Here is a 16939-nt window from a genome sequence, read left to right as displayed (position 1 = left end):
CGATCCGCATCGGCACCCTGAACCCGTCCGACTCGTCCTGCACAGCGAGTCGGCGGGGCGCGGGTGCCGATGTGCGTCGGGGCTCAGGCATCGCCGGGCAGTTCTCAGCTGCCGTCCTCGCCCCAGCCCTCCGGCGGCCACGGCAGGCCCTCGGCCTGGGCGTTGAGCTGGTAGGAGACCGCGCCGTCGAGGGATTCGCGGATGATGTCGGCATGACCGGCATGCCGGGCGATCTCCGTCGTCAGGTGGTTGAGGATCCAGCGCAGACTCATGTCGAAATCCGGCGGCATCCACGGATTGGCCACGGTCACCGGCGTGGCAAGGTCGATGTCGGAGTCCGCGAGGTCGGCGCGGGCGGCGGCGATCTCGGCGACGGCGCGGTCGAAGGCGGCGAGCACCTCGGTGAGCGTCTGGTCCGGCAGAGTCCCGCCGTCGAACGAGCCGGAGAGCCCGAGCTCCGCGTTGAAGGCAGCATAGTCGGCCTCGGTGGGGACGAGATCCGGGTGGCGGACCTGCTGCAGCCAGCTGTAGACGACCTGGGCGCTGTGGGCGAGCAGCCCGATGATCGACAGGGCGCTGACCGTCGGTGTGCTGCGCGCCTGCTCCTCGGTGAGGTCGAGGGCGGTGAGACGCAGCTGCCCGCACTGCTGCTCGAGGAACGAGAAGAGGGCATCGGCTTCGGTGGTGACGGAGGGGGCGAAGAACGGCATGGCTGACTCCTTGGCGGTTGAGCGGGTGGTGCTGGTGGGACACCACAATCGTCTGCGGTCTTGCGGACATATGATGTCCGCATGAGAACCGAGGTCCGACTGCTGCGGATGCTCGCCCTGCTGAGCTCGGGGCGCGGTCTCACCGCGGCCGAGCTCGCGGCCGAATTCGGCGTCACCACACGCACGGTGCGCCGGGACATCACGGCGCTGCGCGACCTCGGGTACGGGATCGACGCGGCCCCCGGCGTCGCCGGCGGCTATCGCGCGCACAGCCGGACCCTGCTCCCGCCGCTGCAATTGGCGGCAGGGGAGGCGATGGCCACCGGAATCGGGCTCGCCCTTCTGCGCGGGGCCGGGCTGAGCACGGCGACCGCCGAGTCGGCCGGGCGGAAGCTGACGACGATGCTGCCGCCGACGATGGCCGCGACGGTCCGTGCCGTCGAGACCGCGGTCACCGTCGCCCCCGGCCACGAACCCGACGTCGATCATGAGACGGTCGTGGCGATCGCCTCGGCGATCTCCTCCCGCCGCCGCGTGACGTTCGCGCATGCGAAGCCGTGGACCGACGCCGAGGCGGAGCGGCGTGCCGTCGAACCCGTCCAGCTCGTCGTGCTCGGAGCCCACTGGTACCTCTTCGGCTGGGACCTCGACCGCGAGGACTGGCGCGTCTTCCGGCTCGACCGGATGAGCGCGGTCCATGAGACGACGTTCCCGATCCCGGCCCGCACGGCCCCCGACGCCGAGGCGGCCGTCCGGCGCGCGGTCACCACCGCCGCGTACGAGCACACGGTCGTCCTCGACGTCGATGCCGTCAAGAGCGAGGCCGAGTCCTGGTTCACGACCCGGGCGGCGACGATCACCGAGGTGCCCGGTGGGGTGCGCATCGAGTTCGGGGTCACCGACCTGCGGTGGGCGGCCGCGGTGACCGCGCGCATCCCCGCTCCCTGCCGAGTCATCGCCCCCGGTGAGCTCATCGCCGAACTGCGCGCACTGCGGAGCCGCGTCGACGCGATCTGCAACGCCGAGGTGTCCGGGAAGTGACCGCACGGTGAACCGCCCGTGCGGTCATCCATATACTTGAACCCATGACGATACTCATCGGCTATCTTCCTGCCCCGGAGGGCGAAGCGGCACTGCGTGCGGGATTCGCGGAGGCGGCACTGCGCTCCTCGAGCGCGGTCGTCGTCAACTCCCAGCGACGCGGGGCCAGCGGCGCTCCCACCGAGATCGACCAGGACGACATCGATCGCATCGTCGCCCTCGGCGAGGAGTCGGGTGTTGCCGTCAGCGTCCTCCAGCCCGACCACGAGGACGACGTGCCGGGCACCCTCAACGACCTCGCCGCCGAACACGACGCCCAGCTCATCGTCATCGGACTGCGGAAGCGCTCGGCGATCGGGAAGTTCATCCTCGGCTCACAGGCTCAGCGCATCCTCCTCGAAGCCGAAGTCCCCGTCCTCACCGCGAAGGCCTGAGCCCGGCTGCGAAGGCCTCAGCCCGGCACTTCTCACGGGCGGGGTGTGTCGAGGCCGTGGCCCCACGCGAGGAGTTCGGCGAGCGAAACTCCCCGGGCGTCGCTGAGATCGGCGATCTGCGTCCGGCACGAATAGCCGTCGGCGAGGACGACGCTCAGCTCGGGGTCTGCTCCATCGCCACGCACGTCACGCAGCGCCGGAAGCAGGGCCACCTCGGCGACGGCGACCGAGGTCTCGTAATGGCCCTCCTCGACCCCGAAGTTCCCGGCCAGCCCGCAGCACCCGCCGAGGAAGCGCGCCGTGGCCCCGGCCCGGGAGAGCAGCTCGCGATCGGCGGCGGTGCCGAGCACCGCCGACTGGTGGCAGTGCGGCTGCACGGTCGCACTCACCCCGCGCAGATCCGGCAGTTCGGCGCCGACGGAGAGCAGGAACTGTGCGAGCGTCTGCACACGTGATCCGACCCGGGCGGCGGCCTCCCCGCCGAGGAGCTTCTGCGCATCGTCTCTCAGCGTGGCCAGACACGAGGGCTCGACCCCGACGATGGGGACGTCGCCCGTCGCCTCGAGGGCCGCAACGGTCTCACCGAGGTTGGTCCGAGCGGCATCGAGCTGACCGGTGGAGATGAGCGGCAGACCGCAGCACACCGTCTGCTCGACGATACGGACCGTGACGCCGGCGTGCTCGAGGACGGCGACGGCGGCGCTGAGGATGCGCGGCGCGAAGTGATTCGACCATGTGTCCGCGAAGAGGACGACCTCGCCGAGGCGGTCTGCGCGGGATCTCGCGGCGGTGCCCGCACGAGCCGTGTCGCGGTGTGACCACCAGGAACGGAACGTCGTCGGCGCGAACACGGGAATCGTCCGGCGGGAGTCGATGCCGGCCAGCCGCTTGCCGACCGTGCCGATCCCGGGCAGCCGTGCCACCCGGTTGACGAGCGAGGCGAGCGGGGTCACGGCCCGCGCGAGCTGCGGCAGGAAGCCGAGCGAGTAGTGCGAGCGCGGCCGCAGTCGTCCCCGGTAGGACTGGTGGAGGACCTCGGCCTTGTACGTCGCCATGTCCGTGCCGGTCGGGCATTCGCTGCCGCACGCCTTGCATGAGAGGCACAGGTCGAGCGCCTCGGCGACGGCGGGGGAGTCCCACGCGGTGGCGAGCAGATCGCCGGAGACCATCTCCTGGAGCACTCGCGCCCGGCCGCGCGTCGAATGCTTCTCATCCCGTGTGGCCTGGAACGACGGGCACATGGTCCCGCCGGTCGCAGCGGAGTCCGCGCGGCATTTGCCCACCCCGGTGCATCGGTGGACGGCGGAGGCGAAGCCCTCGGCGTCCCCGGGATAGGCGAACGCGAGCTCCGCGGACAGCGGTGCCCGGGCCGGCAGCTGCGCGAGTCGGATCGATGCGTCGAGCGGATCGGGATCGACGATGACGCCGGGGCCGAGGAGATGCCGCGGGTCGAAGAGCTCCTTGACCGCGCGAAAGAGGTCCATGACCTCGGGCGGATAGAGGAGCGGCAGCAGCTCCGACCGGGCCCGTCCGTCGCCGTGCTCGCCGGAGACCGACCCGCCGTAGCGGGCGACGAGCCGTGTCGCGGCAACGAGGAAGTCCCGCATCACGCTCGTCCCGCGCTCCGCATCGAGCGGGAAGTCGACGCGCATGTGCAGGCACCCGTCGCCGAAGTGCCCGTAGGGGATGCCCCACAGACCGTGCTCGTCGAGCAGATCCATGAGATCCCGGAGATAGTCGCCGAGGTGCTCGACCGGAACCGCGGAATCCTCCCATCCCGCGTGGGCGTCCCGGCCGTCGGGGGTGCGGGAGACGAGTCCGGCGCCGTCGGCGCGGATCGCCCACACCTCGGCGGCTGCGCCGGCATCGAGGACCGCGGCATCGCCGGCGCGCGCCTCGGCGATGAGCCGCTGCGTCTGACCGGCGAGCACGGCCTCGTCGTCGCCGGTGAGCTCGACGACGAGCCAGCCTGCGCCGGCCGGCAGCGCGGGGACCGCCTCGGCGCCCTTGGCCGCGACGACGCGATCGAGCATCCGCGAATCGAGCCCCTCGCACGCGGCGACGGGGAAGTCGCTCAGCAGCGGCGCGTCGTGGGCGGCGACGACCATGTCCGGGTACCCGAGGACGACCGCTGCGGTGTGGGCCGGCTCCTGGACCAGCTGCATCTTCGCGGCGAGCACGATGCCCCACGTGCCCTCGGAGCCGGCGAAGGCGCGGCGGACGTCGAAGCCGTTCTCCGGCAGCAGGGCTTCGAGTCCGTAGCCGGAGACCTGCCGGGAGAACGTGCCGAGATGGGTGCGGATGACGCCGAGGTGGTCGGCGACGAGCGCGTGGAGGCGCGGGAAGAGCGCTGCCGGGTTCGTCTCGTCGAGGTCGACGATCGTCCCGTCGACGAGCATGACCGTGAGTGCGAGGAGGTTCGCACCCGTCCGGCCGTAGCCGAGCGCGCGCGGGCCGCACGCATTGTTGCCGATCATGCCGCCGATCGTGCAGCGCGTGTGCGTCGAGGGGTCGGGTCCGAAGCGCAGGCCGTGGACCCGGGCTGCGGCCTGCAGGGTGGCGTGGACGCAGCCGGGCTCGACCCAGGCCGTCTGCGCGGCCGGATCGAGGTCGAGGACCGCTGTCATATGGCGGGAGAAGTCGAGGACGATCCCGGTGCCGATCGCATTGCCGGCGATCGACGTGCCGGCACCGCGACTCGTCACGGGCACGCCGAGGCGGCGGGACACTGCGAGGACCGCCGCGACGTCGTCGGCGCCGCGCGGGAAGACGATGGCCGCCGGCACGAGTCGGAAGAGCGAGGCGTCGGAGGAGTAGGCCGCCCGGTCGGCGGGATCCGCGGTGACCTCGAGACCGGCCTGGGCGAGCTCGGCGACGATGTCCGCGACGGCGGGCAGAGCGTCAGACTGCCCGGTGAGGGGGCGCTCCGAAGTCGTCATGGTGTGCATTCTGCCACCGTCAGCGCAGGCGATCGAGTGCACCGAATGGGCAATTAACGTTGCCAAAGAGTGCAATTGCACTCCGTTACCGTTTTGTAACTATTCGGTGGAGCATAAGCTCCCCCGCTTCCAGTATTCGGGAAAAATTGGCGTCGCATAGGCGTCGTGGTATTTAATGGAAGGACATTTTCCTGTGGCGGTGGGCCACATGTGCAGGCAAGGAAAGAACAATGTCACGTCGCGCTCGTGAATTAACAGTAGATCAGACAGCCCTGGTTGCGGCTGTGAGAAGAATTTCCCGACAGCGGACCAAGATCAACACGAATTACGTCATGTCGATCCTCCGCGCTCGCGAGGAGGGGGCGACCTTCGGCGCCATCGCCGAGGCCGCCGGCACCTCGTCTCAGGCGGTGCAGGAGATCGTCCGCCGCCATGGACGCGTCAAACGCGCAGAGAACTCTGGTGAGAAGGCCGGATCGCAGGCCGGAGCGGCTGGCTCCGGTGCCTCGGTCCCGGCTGCTGAGACATCGGCCGTCGCCGCCGAGTGAGTCATCTGACCGTGTGAAGCGCAGGGCCGCCGGAAGTGGCCCTGCGCTCACGCGCGCTCTCAGACGCCCGGTGCGGCGCGGGAGCGACACCGCGGGATTCGGAAATCGACAGTTCCATTGCATTTTCCGAGGCTAATCTCGCCGCGGGTTTTGAATTGATATTTACACGGTAAAGCGGGATTAATTCTCGGCGTTAAACTAACCCGTTCCGCTGGACTTTCAGTGGACGGAAGCTGAGCGTTCGATCCACGGCAGGTGAACGATACCGTCGTGGAGATTCCGCGCGTCCGAGAATTTCCGATTGTGATGATCGTGTGACATTCGGCGGGCTCGGGCGGCCCGGCATGCGCGTGCGACCGCGCGTTAAGGTGGCCGCATGACAGCATCCGGTTCGCTGCCGCGCAGCCTCTCCGATCACCCGCTCGTCCGCATCGCGGCAGATCTCTCCATCATCGCCTGGGAACAGATGTCCCAGTGGCGTGCCGTCCTCGGCGCCGATCTCGATGCCTCGGTCGTCGATACGAAATCGTCTCCGAACGATCTCGTCACGGCCGCCGATGCCCAGATCGAAGCGCTCGTGCGCGGATATCTGCGCGCCGTGCGGCCGGGTGACCTGATGATCGGCGAGGAGGGCGCCGAGGCGATCGACCCTGTCGACTTCTTCGACCGCGCCCTGCTCGGGCGACTGAGCCTCTTCGATCCCGGGGCGGGCGCGCTCGTCGCGGCGGCTGACCTCGATGTCACCGACCTCGATGGCGGTCAGCGGCTCGAGTGGCATGTCGACCCCATCGACGGCACGGTCAACTTCGTCCGCGGTATCGAGCACTTCGCGTTCTCCGTCGGGGTGCGCCAGAGTGTCGACGCGATCTTCGAGGGCGCCGACTCTGAGGACACTGGCTCTGAGGGCACCGACTCCGAGGGCGCTGGCCCTGGAGCCGCTGTGCCCGGAGGTGAGGACGAGGGCTGGCTGATCGGGCTGGTGGCGTCTCCGGGTCTCGGGGTGACCTGGCTGGCCGGCCGCGGGCACGGGGCCTACCGAGTCGACGGTCGTCTCGTCGATCGGCTTTCAGAACTCGGCGACTCGGCAGCCGCGATTCCCGCGACCCGTCTGACCGGTGAGCCTGCGGGACTGAGCGGGAGACTGCTCGCGACGGGATTCGCCTACACGGAGGAGGGGCGGGCGGCGCAGCTGGCGAAGCTGCCCGAACTCCTCGCCGGCTACAACGACATCCGCAGGTGCGGATCGGCGGCGATCGACCTCTGCATGGTCGCCGAAGGCAAGGTGACGAGCTACGCCGAGCGCGGACTCGGGATCTACGACTACGCCGGGGGAGCGCTCATCGCCGAGGAGTCCGGCGCTGCCGTGCGCCGAGGCGGCAGTCGGGGCGCGACCGCCGCCGCGGATTCGCCCGCCGAGCTCGACCGCCTCCTCGCCGTGCTCTGAGGATCGCTGCGCGGGAAACTGTGACCTGAATAACGCAATATCGATGTCGTCTATTTCTTGAAGCTTAGGCTAAGCTAATGCGCAGATGGTTCACATCTGACGACATACGCAGTCCCCTGAAGGAAGTAGAACACGATGATCTCGACCCGCCTCCGCCTCGGTGCCGCCGTCGGCGCCCTGGCCCTGGCCCTGTCCGGTTGCGCTGCCAGCGCCGAGTCCAGCGAACAGAGCACCTCGGGTGCCGCTGGAACCGTCGAGGTCGAGGATAACAACGGCACACAGACCGTGACGACCCCGCCGACCTCGGTCGTGGCCACGGACAACCGCACGTTCGAGACCCTCGACTCGTGGGGCGTCGAACTCAGCGGCGCCGCCGTCAGCCTCATGCCCGAAGGCCTCTCGTACACGACGAACGAGACCATCAAGAACCTCGGCAGCCACCGCGAACCCGACCTCGAGCAGGTCGCGGCCGCGAAGCCCGACCTCATCGTCAACGGACAGCGCTTCGCGCAGTTCCACGACGACCTCCAGAAGCTCGCTCCCGACGCCGTCGTCCTCGAACTCGATCCGCGTGACGACCAGCCCTTCGACGAGGAGCTGCGCCGCCAGACGACGACCCTCGGCGAGGTCTTCGGCAAGCAGGACGAAGCGACCAAGCTCGTCGAGGACTTCGACGCCTCGATCGAGCGCGCGAAGGCCGCCTACAACGGCAGCGACAAGACCATGGGCGTCATCACCTCGGCGGGTGACATCGGCTACGTCGCCCCGACCGTCGGACGCACCGTCGGCCCGGTCTTCGACATCCTCGATCTCCAGCCGGCCCTCGAGGTCGAGAACGGCAGCGAGGATCACCAGGGAGACGACATCTCCGTCGAGGCGATCGCGAAGTCGCAGCCCGACCTCATGCTCGTCATGGACCGCGACGCCTCCTTCGCCCCCGACGAGCGCGAGAAGGGCTCGGCGCCGGCGGCCGAGGTGCTCGAGAAGTCCGAGGCGCTCAAGGACGTGCCGGCGATCAAGGACGACAAGATCGTCTACTTCCCGCAGGACACCTACCTCAACGAGGGCATCCAGACCTACACCGAGTTCTTCAACTCCTTCGCCGACAAGCTCGAAGCCGCGAAGTAAGCAGGTCAGCCGCTGCGGCACAACGGGAAATCGGCAGAATGACGACACCAGAGAACACCTCCCGACCACGGGAGACGGCGACCGCCTCGGCGAAGGGGGATTCCCCCGCCGAGGCGGTCGCCGTCGCCGACGGTCCACGTGCTCGCCGCGCGGCCGGGTCCACCGGCACCGCGGGCGGGTACCGGCTGCTGAGCTGGAAGCTCGCGCTTGCGACGATCGGGGTGCTCGGGCTCATCGCTGCGTCCCTGCTCACCGGGGTCTACGACATCTTCGGCGCCGCCGACGGTGCGGAGATGTTCCAGATCACCCGGGTGCCGCGCACGATCGCCCTCATCCTCGCGGGCGCGGCGATGGCGATGTGCGGCCTCGTCATGCAGCTGCTCACGCAGAACCGCTTCGTCGAACCGACGACGACCGGCACGACCGAGTGGGCGGGCCTCGGCCTCATGCTCACCGTCATCATCTACCCCGATGCGTCGATCGTGCAGCGGATGATCGGCGCGATCCTCGCCGCATTCATCGGCACGCTCGTCTTCTTCCTCTTCCTCCGCCGCGTCTCGCTCAAGTCCTCCCTCATCGTCCCGATCGTCGGGATCATGCTCGGCGCGGTCGTCGGGGCGGTCTCGACGTTCATCGCCGTGCGCACCGATATGCTCCAGAGCCTCGGCATCTGGTTCGCCGGCAGCTTCACCTCGATCCTGCGCGGCCAGTACGAAGTCCTCTGGGTCGTCGCCCTCGTCGTCGTCGCCGTCTTCATCACCGCTGACCGCTTCACCGTCGCCGGCCTCGGCAAGGACATCTCGACGAGCATCGGGCTCAAGTACAACCAGGTCATCCTCATCGGCACGATCCTCGTCGCGATCGCCACCGGCGTCGTCACCGTCGTCGTCGGCTACCTGCCGTTCCTCGGGCTCATCGTCCCCAACGTCGTCTCGATGGTCCGCGGCGACGATCTGCGCTCGAACCTGCCGTGGGTGTGCCTCCTCGGCATCGCGATCGTCACCGTCTGCGACCTCATCGGCCGGATCATCATCGCCCCGTTCGAGGTTCCGGTCTCGCTCATCCTCGGCATCGTCGGCGCGGCCGTCTTCATCGCCCTCCTCCTGCGTCAGAGGAGGCGCGGCTGATATGAGAGACACGAGCATGAACGCCCCCGAACCCCGTCCGCGGCTGCGCGGTGCGACGGCCCTGGGTCCCGCCTCGGCGCCCAGGACGACACCCCGGCACTCCGGTGCGCTGACGACCCCGCGGGCCCGCCGCCGGTACTGGACGATCGTCACAGTCCTCGCCGTCGCCGCGGTCGCGATCGCCTTCGGACTCCTCGCGTGGGACAACCCGCTGCCGATCACCGACGAGGGATTCTGGCTCATCGCAGGCCTGCGGGGGCGCAGCCTCGTCGTCCTCGTCATCGTCGCCCTCTGCCAGGCCTTCGCCACCGTCGCCTTCCAGACGGTGACGAACAACCGGATCATCACGCCCTCGATCATGGGCTTCGAGTCGCTTTACGTCGCGATCCAGACCGCGGCGATGTACTTCTTCGGGGTCACGGCCATCGTCGAACTCCGCGGCCTCGTGCCCTTCACCGTCCAGCTCGTCATCATGATCGGGCTCTCGCTCGCCCTCTACGGCTGGCTGCTCTCGGGCAAGTACGCGAACGTCGAGGTCATGCTCCTCGTCGGGGTCGTCATCGGCGGCGGCCTGGGATCGGTGGCGACGTTCATGCAGCGGACCCTGACACCGAGCGAGTTCGACGTCCTCTCCGCCCGCCTCTTCGGGTCGATCGCGAACTCCGATGCCTCGTACCTGCCGGTCGCGGTCCCGCTGTGCCTGCTCGCGTGCGCGGCGATCTATCTCCGCTCCCCGCGCCTCAACGTCCTCGCCCTCGGGAAGTCCGTGACGGGCAATCTCGGGCTCAACCATTCGCGCGAGACCATCACGATCCTCTTCTTCGTCTCGATCCTCATGGCCGTGTCCGTGTCGATGATCGGGCCGATGATCTTCCTCGGGTTCCTCGTCGCGATGCTCGCCTACCAGTTCTCCGACACCTACGACCACCGGTACGTCCTGCCGATGGCGGCCCTGCTCGGGTTCGTCATCCTCGGCGGCGCGTACTTCATCCTCAAGAACATCTTCTACGCCGAGGGCGTCGTGTCCATCATCATCGAAGTCATCGGCGGAGGCGTGTTCCTCTTCGTCATCATGCGGAAGGGTCGACTGTGATCACACTGTCCGGCGTTGCCAAGAACTACAGCGAAGCCACGCAGATCGGCCCCGTCGACCTGCACATCCCCGCGGGCGGGGTGACCGCCCTCGTCGGGCCGAACGGGGCGGGGAAGTCGACGCTGCTGACGATGATCGGGCGCCTCCTCGGCCTCGACGCCGGAGCCATCGAGGTCGCCGGCTTCGACGTCGCGGCGACGAAGTCGAAGGACCTCGCGAAGATCGTCTCGATCCTGCGCCAGGAGAACCACTTCATCACCCGGCTGACGATCCGCCAGCTCGTCGGCTTCGGCCGCTTCCCGTACTCGAAGGGCAGGCTCACCGTCGCCGACGAGGAGATCGTGTCCCGGGCGATCGACTTCCTCGAGCTCGGTGACCTCGAGGACCGGTTCATCGACGAGCTCTCCGGCGGGCAGCGGCAGCGGGCCTACGTCGCGATGGTGCTCGCCCAGGACACCGACTACGTCCTCCTCGACGAACCGCTCAACAACCTCGATATGAAGCACTCGGTGCAGATGATGCAGCACCTGCGCCGGGCGGCCACGGAGATGGGGCGCACGATCGTCATCGTCATCCACGACATCAACTTCGCCGGCCACTACGCCGACCACATCTGCGCGGTGAAGAACGGCGCGGTCGTCGAGTTCGGGACGCCGGAGGAGATCATGACCACCGAGGTGCTCAGCCGCGTCTTCGACACCCCCGTCGAGGTCGTCGACGGTCCGCGAGGGCCGCTCGCCGTGTACTTCTGACTCAGCGCAGCTGGGTCAGCGGTCGGCGGTCGGGGACGGTGCGGTCGCCTCGGCGGGGATGCGGATCCATCTCCGCACGGCGATGATGATGAGGGCGATGAGACCGGCGATGAGGAGTCCGTCGGCGGCGATGTAGGCGAGGTGGAGCCCCGACCCGCCGTCGTCGACACCGGCGAGGACGGCATCGGTGCGGTCGTTGAGCAGCGGTCGGACGGCCGCGACCTTGACGATGAGGACGCCGATGACGGTGCAGGTGAGCGCGCGGAACACGGTGCCGACGCCGTCTTTGAGGATCGCCCAGAGCAGGACGGCGGCGATGACGATCTCCACCCAGTTCATCGCCGTGAAGACGAGGCGGCCGATGCCGAGCCCGAGCGGGATCGTCATCCCCGGTGCCTGGAACTTCAGCGGCGCCTCGATGAGCGAGATGCCGATGATGAGGCCGAGCCACACGGCCGGCAGCACGATGCGGGCACCCGCGGACAGCCGCGAATCCTGGGGACCGAGAACATTGACCATGCAGAGGATTCTACTCCGCGTAGAAAACAGGCCGGCTGGTGTCTCGGCGGCGCGCTGGTGTCTCAGCGGCGCGCGGACGGTCAGGCGGCAGCGGTCGGCGAACCGCCTCGGCGCCGCCAGAGGATGACGCCGAGGATCACGGCACCGAGGGCGAAGAACGGGGTCGACGCGAGATCGGGGACCGAGAGGTTCTCAGGGTCGGCGACGTCGCGGAGGCCGAAGCCGCGCTGGCCGACGGCGAAGAAGACGACGTTGTAGCCGCCGTGCACGCCGATCACGCCCCACAGGTGCCCCTGGACGATGACGAGGAGGGCGGCGAAGAGCGCGAAGACGATGACGAAGAGCGCATAGAGCGGGGTCATCGTCGGGTTGCCGAGGTGGATGGCGACGAAGAAGAGCGCCTGGACGGCGACGGCGGGCCACAGTCCGATCCACCACGACGTGCCGCGCAGGAGGAAGCCGCGGGAGACGATCTCCTCGCCGGCGCCCTGGAGGACGTAGGTGAGCAGGTAGAGGACGGCGACGAGGGCGAGGACGATGCCGCTGGGCATCACCGCCGGCTGCGTGGACCGGACGAGGCCGCTCGACCAGGCGATCGCGGTGCCGAGTCCGCTGATCGCGGCCCCAAGAATGAGGCCGATGGCGAAAGCGCCCCAGCGCGGTCGGCTCAGACCGATCGAGGCGAGCCCGACGCCCAGGCGCGCTCGCAGATAGATCGCGATGACGGCGACGGTGCCGAGCACGCCGACGAGATAGCCGATCGCACGGGCGGAGGCGTCGGTGAGCGACCACGGCAGCGGGTCGACGACCCCGGCGGCGAGGAAGGGGATGAGGCCGATCGCATTGAAGGCGAAGCCGAAGACGGAGAGGGCGGCGGCGATGATGAGGATCTCGGTGACGCCGAGCACGCGGCGGGGGATCCGAGCATCGGAGGCGGCCGCGGGGATGGGGAGGGGAGGTGCGGTCATCGGCCCATCATAGACTGAGCGCATGCGTCTGTTCTCCCACGCCGTCGTGCGCACTCTCGACCCTCCGGCGCCGACTCCGGCTGACGCGATCCTCGTCGACGGGGAGACGATCGTCGCGGTCGGGACGAGGGACGAGCTGCTCGCCCTCGCGACCGCCTCGGCGGGGACGGCTGCGGGGGTCGAGGAGATCGACTGCGGGGGACGGGTCATCCTCCCCGGACTCGTCGACGCGCACATGCACTCCGTCTCCTACGCGGCCTCGCTCGTCGACCTCGATCTGTCGGGGACGACCTCGCTGGCCGAGGCGGTCGCAGCGATCCGCGAGCGCGCGCAGACCCTGCCGGTGGGCACCTGGGTGGTCGGCTCCGGCTGGGATCTCAACCGCTGGGCGGACCCGCGGTATCCCGACCGTGCGCTGCTCGACGCCGAGGTGCCCGACCATCCCGTGGCGATGTGGTCGATCGACCTCCACACGGTGTGGGCGAACGGGCATGCGCTCGAGATCGCCGGCATCGACGAGGCGACCCCCGACCCGTCCGGAGGTGAGATCGTCCGCGACGCCGAGGGTGTTGCCACGGGTCTCATCAGGGAGGATGCGGCGGATCTGCTCATTCGCTTCATCCCGGAAGTCTCCCGGGAGGAGCAGGTCGAGATGCTCGACCGAACGCAGAGGCTCTTCCTCTCCCTCGGTCTCACCGGGATCCACGACTTCGACGGCATCGCCTCGACGCTGGGGTGGAACGATCTGCGGGAGGCCGGCCGGCAGGACATGCGGGTGACGAAGTTCCTCCGCGGGCCCGAGGTGCCGTGGGCGATCGAGACCGGATGGCAGACCGGCGGCGGGGACGACTGGCTGCAGCACGGCGGGCTCAAGCTCTTCGCCGATGGGGCGCTCGGCTCGCACACGAGTCACATGTCCTCACCGTTTCCCGCGCCGGAGCCGGCCGGGGTGGGCGTCCACGGCGCCGAGGCGAGGGAGGCGGCAGCCGATGCGGCCGTCGCGTCATCGGGTGCGGGGTCCGCGGCACCGGTGGCCGAGACCCACCTCAACTACGGCATCGCGCAGATGAGCGAGGACGAGCTCTTCGAACAGGCGCGGATCGCGACGGAGGCGGGGATCTCCGTGGCGATCCATGCGATCGGCGATCAGGCGAACCATCATGTGCTCGGGGTCTTCGAGCGGCTGCGACCGATCACGCTCTCAGTCGAGGCGCGTCTGGGCAGGCGCCTGCGGCACCGGGTCGAGCATGCGCAGTTCATCCAGCCGAGCGATGTCGCGCGGTTCGCCGCTCTCGACGTCACCGCGTCGATGCAGCCGCGCCACTGCATCTCCGACCTCCATCTCCTCCATCTCATCGACGAGTCCGCGCAGCTCGCCGCGTATGCGTGGCCGGATCTCGTGCGGGCCGATGCCGCGGTGGTCTTCGGCTCCGACGGGCCGGTCGAGCACGCGAATCCGTTCGCGGCGATCTACGCGGCGATGACGCGCGCCGACATCGCCGGTGATCCGACGACGACGTTCCAGCCCGAACGCCGGATGTCGGCTGTCGAAGCGCTGCGCCTGCACAGCCGGGCACCGGCGGTCGCCGCCGGCCTGGGCGAGCGACGGGGCCGGCTGGCCCCGGGCATGGACGCCGACTTCATCGTCGTCGACACCGATCCGTATGTCGCCGACGGCCTCATCGACGCCGAGGCGCCGGCCGGTCCCGTCGGGCTGCTCGGCTACGCCTCGGAGGCGGCGCTCTTCGCCCACGCCGAGGCGATCCGCGACACCCGTGTCGCCCTCACCGTCGTCGGCGGCGAGGTCAAATACTCCGCGTGAGGCGGCGTTGCCCGCGGTTCGGGCACCGCGGGGGCGGCACACGCGACGCGGGGACGCTACGGGCGCTATACGAGCGACACGCCGGCCCGTGTCGGCCAGAAGTGAAACTGCCCGCTGACTGGTTGGGCGCATGTGTACTTCTGGCCGACAGGCACCGCGTGTCGCGTCGCGCTGCCGCTCGGGAAGCCGGGCGAATGCCGGCTACAGTCGCGCGTTCAAGGAGTCCAGGCGCTGCCGCAGGTCTGATGCGGTGATATCAGTGCGGCCGATGCCGTGATAGTTCGGCAGCCACGTTTCGACACGGCGGTCGGCGATTGCGCCCGCCTGGACGTCCCACGCGTTGATGTCGGATACCGAACGACCGAGGAGCCGTTCGTACTCGGCGAGAAAGACATCGGGCGCCGAGGTCGATCCCAGCAGTGCGAGGTCCTGACGGCACCAGGCCAGGTCGATGCCTCGCGGACCCCGACGAGCTCCCGCCCAGTCGACGACCCCGGTGAGGCGCTCTCCTGTCCAGACAGCATTTCCCGCCCAGAAGTCGAAATGGGTGAGCACCAGATCGGTGCGATCGAGATCTGCCCATTCGCGCTGAGCTCGCAATGCGATCGGCGCTGTTCCGGAAGGTGGGGCCTCTGGCGCTGGAGGCAGTCCAACCCCGTCAAGCGCATGGATCCGCACGAGAGCAGCGGCCATCTGGCGAGCGATGACCTCGACAGGCAGCTCGGGGCTGGGAAGTCCACCCGGGACGACTGTCGTGACGACCAGCGGATTGTCCGGCGAGGTGCTCGCCGTGACAAGCTGCGGGACGAATCCGCCGAGCGCTGACAGTCGAGGCAGCACCTCGGCTTCACGCAAGGCCGCATCATGGCCGCGCGGAAAAGCGCGAATGATGTAATCCTCGTTGCCGTCGGTGACGCGTGCGGTGCTCGCATGCTGGCCGCCGTCGAGCACGCGCACGAGCTCAAGGCGCCTGTTGAGAAGCTCTTCTGCCGAGGCGACTGCCTCTGTCAGAGGTTGACGCACGTCCACCGAACTCACAGTCGGCTCCGCGTGCGAGAGGACAACGGAACGTTCGTCAGTGGACGCCACCCCCCGCTCACTCCGCCGCCCGCTCCACCAGTCGCTCGAGGCCGGCGGCGTAGCGGGCGGCCATCATCTTCTGGGAGGCCACGGACAGGGGCTCGGCCGCCTGGAGCAGCGGGTTGCCGGGCACCGACCGTGAGGTGATCGACGCGATGAGACGCTCGTCGTCATCGATCGAGACGAGGAACGTCTGCACGCCCGTCTCGAGGTGTCCGGGCAGCGTGCGGTAGACGAAACCCGCCTGCCGGTCGGTGTCGATGACGTCCTCAACGATGCACGAGCCGACCGGCACGATGAGGTCCTCGCCGCGCAGCCGCCTCGGCGGGGCGGGCCAGAGCGGATTGAGCCAGAGGTCGACGATCATCCCCTGCCGGACGGGCCGCTGGGGGCGGACGATGACCCCGGCCCCGGCCTGCAGCTGCCACGAGAGGATCGCCTCGCGCGCGATGGGGAAGCCTGCGGCCGGACCGATGTCGCGGATGTGCTCGAGCGCGTTCACGGCGCCACCCCGGCCGCGTCCCGGCAGATATCGCCGTAGCGCGCGGCGACCCCCTCGGCGTCGAGCTCGCCGCCGGGGCGATACCACTGCGCCACACCCGTGCAGATCGTCGTGATCGCCCGCGCGGCATCCCGCGGAAACGGCGTCGTGAACACGCCCGCGCTCACACAGTCGGCGACGGCGTCGTCGAGGAGCTTCTGCTGGCGGTCGCGGGCGGCGATGTGGGTCTCCCTCGCGTCGGCGGGCAGGCTGCGGATCTCACTGAATGCGATGAACGCGATGTCGGCCTGGTGGGCGTGGAAGAGGAGGAGATTCTCGACGAGGCGATCGAACCGCGCGAGCGGATCCTGCGGACCGTCCTCGAGCGCCGCAGTGCTCCGCGCCCACAGGTCGGACATCGCCAGGCGGTCGATCTCCGTGAGGATCGCCTGCTTCGACGCGAAGTGATGGTAGAGCCCGGGCACCGAGAGGCCCGCGGCCTGCGCGACCTGGCGGATCGAGGTGCCGTGGAAGCCGCCGCGGACGAAGCAGTCGAGGGCAGCGGTGAGGAGGGGCGGGAAGAGGGGAGTGTCGTAGGTTCTCCAGGCGGCCACGTCGTCATCCTTGTCTTGAGCCGGCGGGTGGGGCGCCGGCGAGCGTGCGCGAAGCAGCCCGAAGCCGGTGCTGCCTCCGACACCAATCTACGTCCCCGCGGCCCGGTCGGCAGGGCAGGGGAGCAGGAATGTCGCCGAGGCGGGACGACGGATCCGAGAACGACCCTTGTGCTGTGCCGGAATGTGACCTAAGCTACATCAGTAACCGAGCGAGCGCTCGGTCGGGCAGATGCCCGAGA

At 69.1% G+C, this 16939-nt stretch carries 16 protein-coding genes; 9 read left to right on the top strand and 7 right to left on the bottom strand.

What is annotated here, in order from left to right; translation table 11 throughout:
- Positions 1–104: 104 nt before the first annotated feature.
- Positions 105–710 (bottom strand): mycothiol transferase, encoded by a 606-nt coding sequence (locus tag FJ887_RS10345; protein ID WP_140955368.1) that lies wholly within the window; start codon positions 708–710, stop codon positions 105–107.
- 81 nt (positions 711–791) lie between these two features.
- Here FJ887_RS10345 and FJ887_RS10340 point away from each other — a divergent pair, with 81 nt between their 5' ends.
- Complete coding sequence (locus FJ887_RS10340) at positions 792–1751, top strand: helix-turn-helix transcriptional regulator (RefSeq protein WP_140955367.1); 960 nt, start codon at positions 792–794, stop codon at positions 1749–1751.
- 44 nt (positions 1752–1795) lie between these two features.
- The gene (locus tag FJ887_RS10335; RefSeq protein ID WP_140955366.1) at positions 1796–2185 is read left to right on the top strand and encodes a universal stress protein; all 390 of its coding nucleotides are present in this window, start codon (positions 1796–1798) and stop codon (positions 2183–2185) included.
- Between the two features lie 32 nt (positions 2186–2217).
- Here the strand turns inward: FJ887_RS10335 and FJ887_RS10330 are convergent, their stop codons facing one another.
- Positions 2218–5124 (bottom strand): FAD-binding and (Fe-S)-binding domain-containing protein, encoded by a 2907-nt coding sequence (locus FJ887_RS10330; RefSeq protein WP_140955365.1) that lies wholly within the window; start codon positions 5122–5124, stop codon positions 2218–2220.
- Positions 5125–5456: 332 nt separating this feature from the next.
- Between FJ887_RS10330 and FJ887_RS10325 the strand changes: the two genes are divergently transcribed.
- The 6 genes from FJ887_RS10325 to FJ887_RS10300 all read left to right on the top strand — a co-directional run bounded on the left by FJ887_RS10325 (position 5457) and on the right by FJ887_RS10300 (position 11216).
- Positions 5457–5672 carry a hypothetical protein gene (locus tag FJ887_RS10325; protein ID WP_140955364.1) on the top strand — a complete coding sequence of 72 codons (216 nt, stop codon included), beginning with the start codon at positions 5457–5459 and terminating at the stop codon, positions 5670–5672.
- 376 nt (positions 5673–6048) lie between these two features.
- Positions 6049–7116: an inositol monophosphatase family protein gene (locus FJ887_RS10320; RefSeq protein ID WP_140955363.1), complete on the top strand. Its 1068-nt coding sequence runs from the start codon at positions 6049–6051 to the stop codon at positions 7114–7116.
- Between the two features lie 135 nt (positions 7117–7251).
- A complete protein-coding gene (locus tag FJ887_RS10315) occupies positions 7252–8244 on the top strand; it encodes a siderophore ABC transporter substrate-binding protein (RefSeq protein ID WP_140955362.1) in 993 nt (330 codons plus the stop codon).
- 38 nt (positions 8245–8282) lie between these two features.
- Positions 8283–9371, top strand: a complete 1089-nt coding sequence (locus FJ887_RS10310; RefSeq protein WP_250786214.1) for an ABC transporter permease — start codon at positions 8283–8285, stop codon at positions 9369–9371.
- Between the two features lies 1 nt (position 9372).
- On the top strand, positions 9373–10464 hold the full coding sequence (locus FJ887_RS10305; RefSeq protein ID WP_250786213.1) for an iron chelate uptake ABC transporter family permease subunit: 1092 nt from the start codon (positions 9373–9375) through the stop codon (positions 10462–10464).
- Positions 10461–11216 (top strand): iron ABC transporter ATP-binding protein, encoded by a 756-nt coding sequence (locus FJ887_RS10300; RefSeq protein ID WP_140955361.1) that lies wholly within the window; start codon positions 10461–10463, stop codon positions 11214–11216. The genes FJ887_RS10305 and FJ887_RS10300 overlap by 4 nt, the downstream gene beginning before the upstream one ends.
- 15 nt (positions 11217–11231) lie before the next feature.
- Here FJ887_RS10300 and FJ887_RS10295 read toward each other — a convergent pair whose 3' ends face one another.
- Positions 11232–11735 carry a hypothetical protein gene (locus FJ887_RS10295; RefSeq protein ID WP_140955360.1) on the bottom strand — a complete coding sequence of 168 codons (504 nt, stop codon included), beginning with the start codon at positions 11733–11735 and terminating at the stop codon, positions 11232–11234.
- A gap of 80 nt (positions 11736–11815) precedes the next feature.
- On the bottom strand, positions 11816–12703 hold the full coding sequence (locus FJ887_RS10290) for a CPBP family intramembrane glutamic endopeptidase (RefSeq protein WP_140955359.1): 888 nt from the start codon (positions 12701–12703) through the stop codon (positions 11816–11818).
- A 22-nt stretch (positions 12704–12725) separates the two neighbouring features.
- Between FJ887_RS10290 and FJ887_RS10285 the strand changes: the two genes are divergently transcribed.
- The gene (locus FJ887_RS10285; protein WP_140955358.1) at positions 12726–14525 is read left to right on the top strand and encodes an amidohydrolase; all 1800 of its coding nucleotides are present in this window, start codon (positions 12726–12728) and stop codon (positions 14523–14525) included.
- A 201-nt stretch (positions 14526–14726) separates the two neighbouring features.
- Here the strand turns inward: FJ887_RS10285 and FJ887_RS10280 are convergent, their stop codons facing one another.
- The 3 genes from FJ887_RS10280 to FJ887_RS10270 are packed head-to-tail and all read right to left on the bottom strand — an operon-like array spanning position 14727 to position 16700.
- Complete coding sequence (locus FJ887_RS10280; RefSeq protein ID WP_250786212.1) at positions 14727–15563, bottom strand: phosphotransferase family protein; 837 nt, start codon at positions 15561–15563, stop codon at positions 14727–14729.
- Positions 15564–15621: 58 nt separating this feature from the next.
- Positions 15622–16107, bottom strand: coding sequence for a DUF1990 family protein (locus FJ887_RS10275; RefSeq protein WP_181365642.1), 486 nt, complete (start codon positions 16105–16107; stop codon positions 15622–15624).
- Complete coding sequence (locus tag FJ887_RS10270) at positions 16104–16700, bottom strand: TetR/AcrR family transcriptional regulator (RefSeq protein ID WP_140955356.1); 597 nt, start codon at positions 16698–16700, stop codon at positions 16104–16106. The genes FJ887_RS10275 and FJ887_RS10270 overlap by 4 nt, the downstream gene beginning before the upstream one ends.
- Between the last annotated feature and the right edge of the window lie 239 nt (positions 16701–16939).

This window comes from Brevibacterium sp. XM4083 (assembly GCF_006489205.2).
Lineage (GTDB): Bacteria > Actinomycetota > Actinomycetes > Actinomycetales > Brevibacteriaceae > Brevibacterium.
The sequence above is the reverse complement of the archived record's forward strand: the minus strand, read 5'-3'. Positions and strand labels throughout refer to the sequence as shown.

Excerpts from the sequence above, each read along its gene's own strand:
- FJ887_RS10320 (WP_140955363.1), top strand. The coding sequence starts at position 6,049 with ATGACAGCATCCGGTTCGCTGCCGCGCAGCCTCTCCGATCACCCGCTC.
- FJ887_RS10305 (WP_250786213.1), top strand. The coding sequence starts at position 9,373 with ATGAGAGACACGAGCATGAACGCCCCCGAACCCCGTCCGCGGCTGCGC.
- FJ887_RS10345 (WP_140955368.1), bottom strand. The coding sequence starts at position 710 with ATGCCGTTCTTCGCCCCCTCCGTCACCACCGAAGCCGATGCCCTCTTC.
- FJ887_RS10295 (WP_140955360.1), bottom strand. The coding sequence starts at position 11,735 with ATGGTCAATGTTCTCGGTCCCCAGGATTCGCGGCTGTCCGCGGGTGCC.
- FJ887_RS10340 (WP_140955367.1), top strand. The coding sequence starts at position 792 with ATGAGAACCGAGGTCCGACTGCTGCGGATGCTCGCCCTGCTGAGCTCG.
- FJ887_RS10335 (WP_140955366.1), top strand. The coding sequence starts at position 1,796 with ATGACGATACTCATCGGCTATCTTCCTGCCCCGGAGGGCGAAGCGGCA.
- FJ887_RS10285 (WP_140955358.1), top strand. The coding sequence starts at position 12,726 with ATGCGTCTGTTCTCCCACGCCGTCGTGCGCACTCTCGACCCTCCGGCG.
- FJ887_RS10315 (WP_140955362.1), top strand. The coding sequence starts at position 7,252 with ATGATCTCGACCCGCCTCCGCCTCGGTGCCGCCGTCGGCGCCCTGGCC.
- FJ887_RS10290 (WP_140955359.1), bottom strand. The coding sequence starts at position 12,703 with ATGACCGCACCTCCCCTCCCCATCCCCGCGGCCGCCTCCGATGCTCGG.
- FJ887_RS10325 (WP_140955364.1), top strand. The coding sequence starts at position 5,457 with ATGTCGATCCTCCGCGCTCGCGAGGAGGGGGCGACCTTCGGCGCCATC.
- FJ887_RS10310 (WP_250786214.1), top strand. The coding sequence starts at position 8,283 with ATGACGACACCAGAGAACACCTCCCGACCACGGGAGACGGCGACCGCC.
- FJ887_RS10330 (WP_140955365.1), bottom strand. The coding sequence starts at position 5,124 with ATGACGACTTCGGAGCGCCCCCTCACCGGGCAGTCTGACGCTCTGCCC.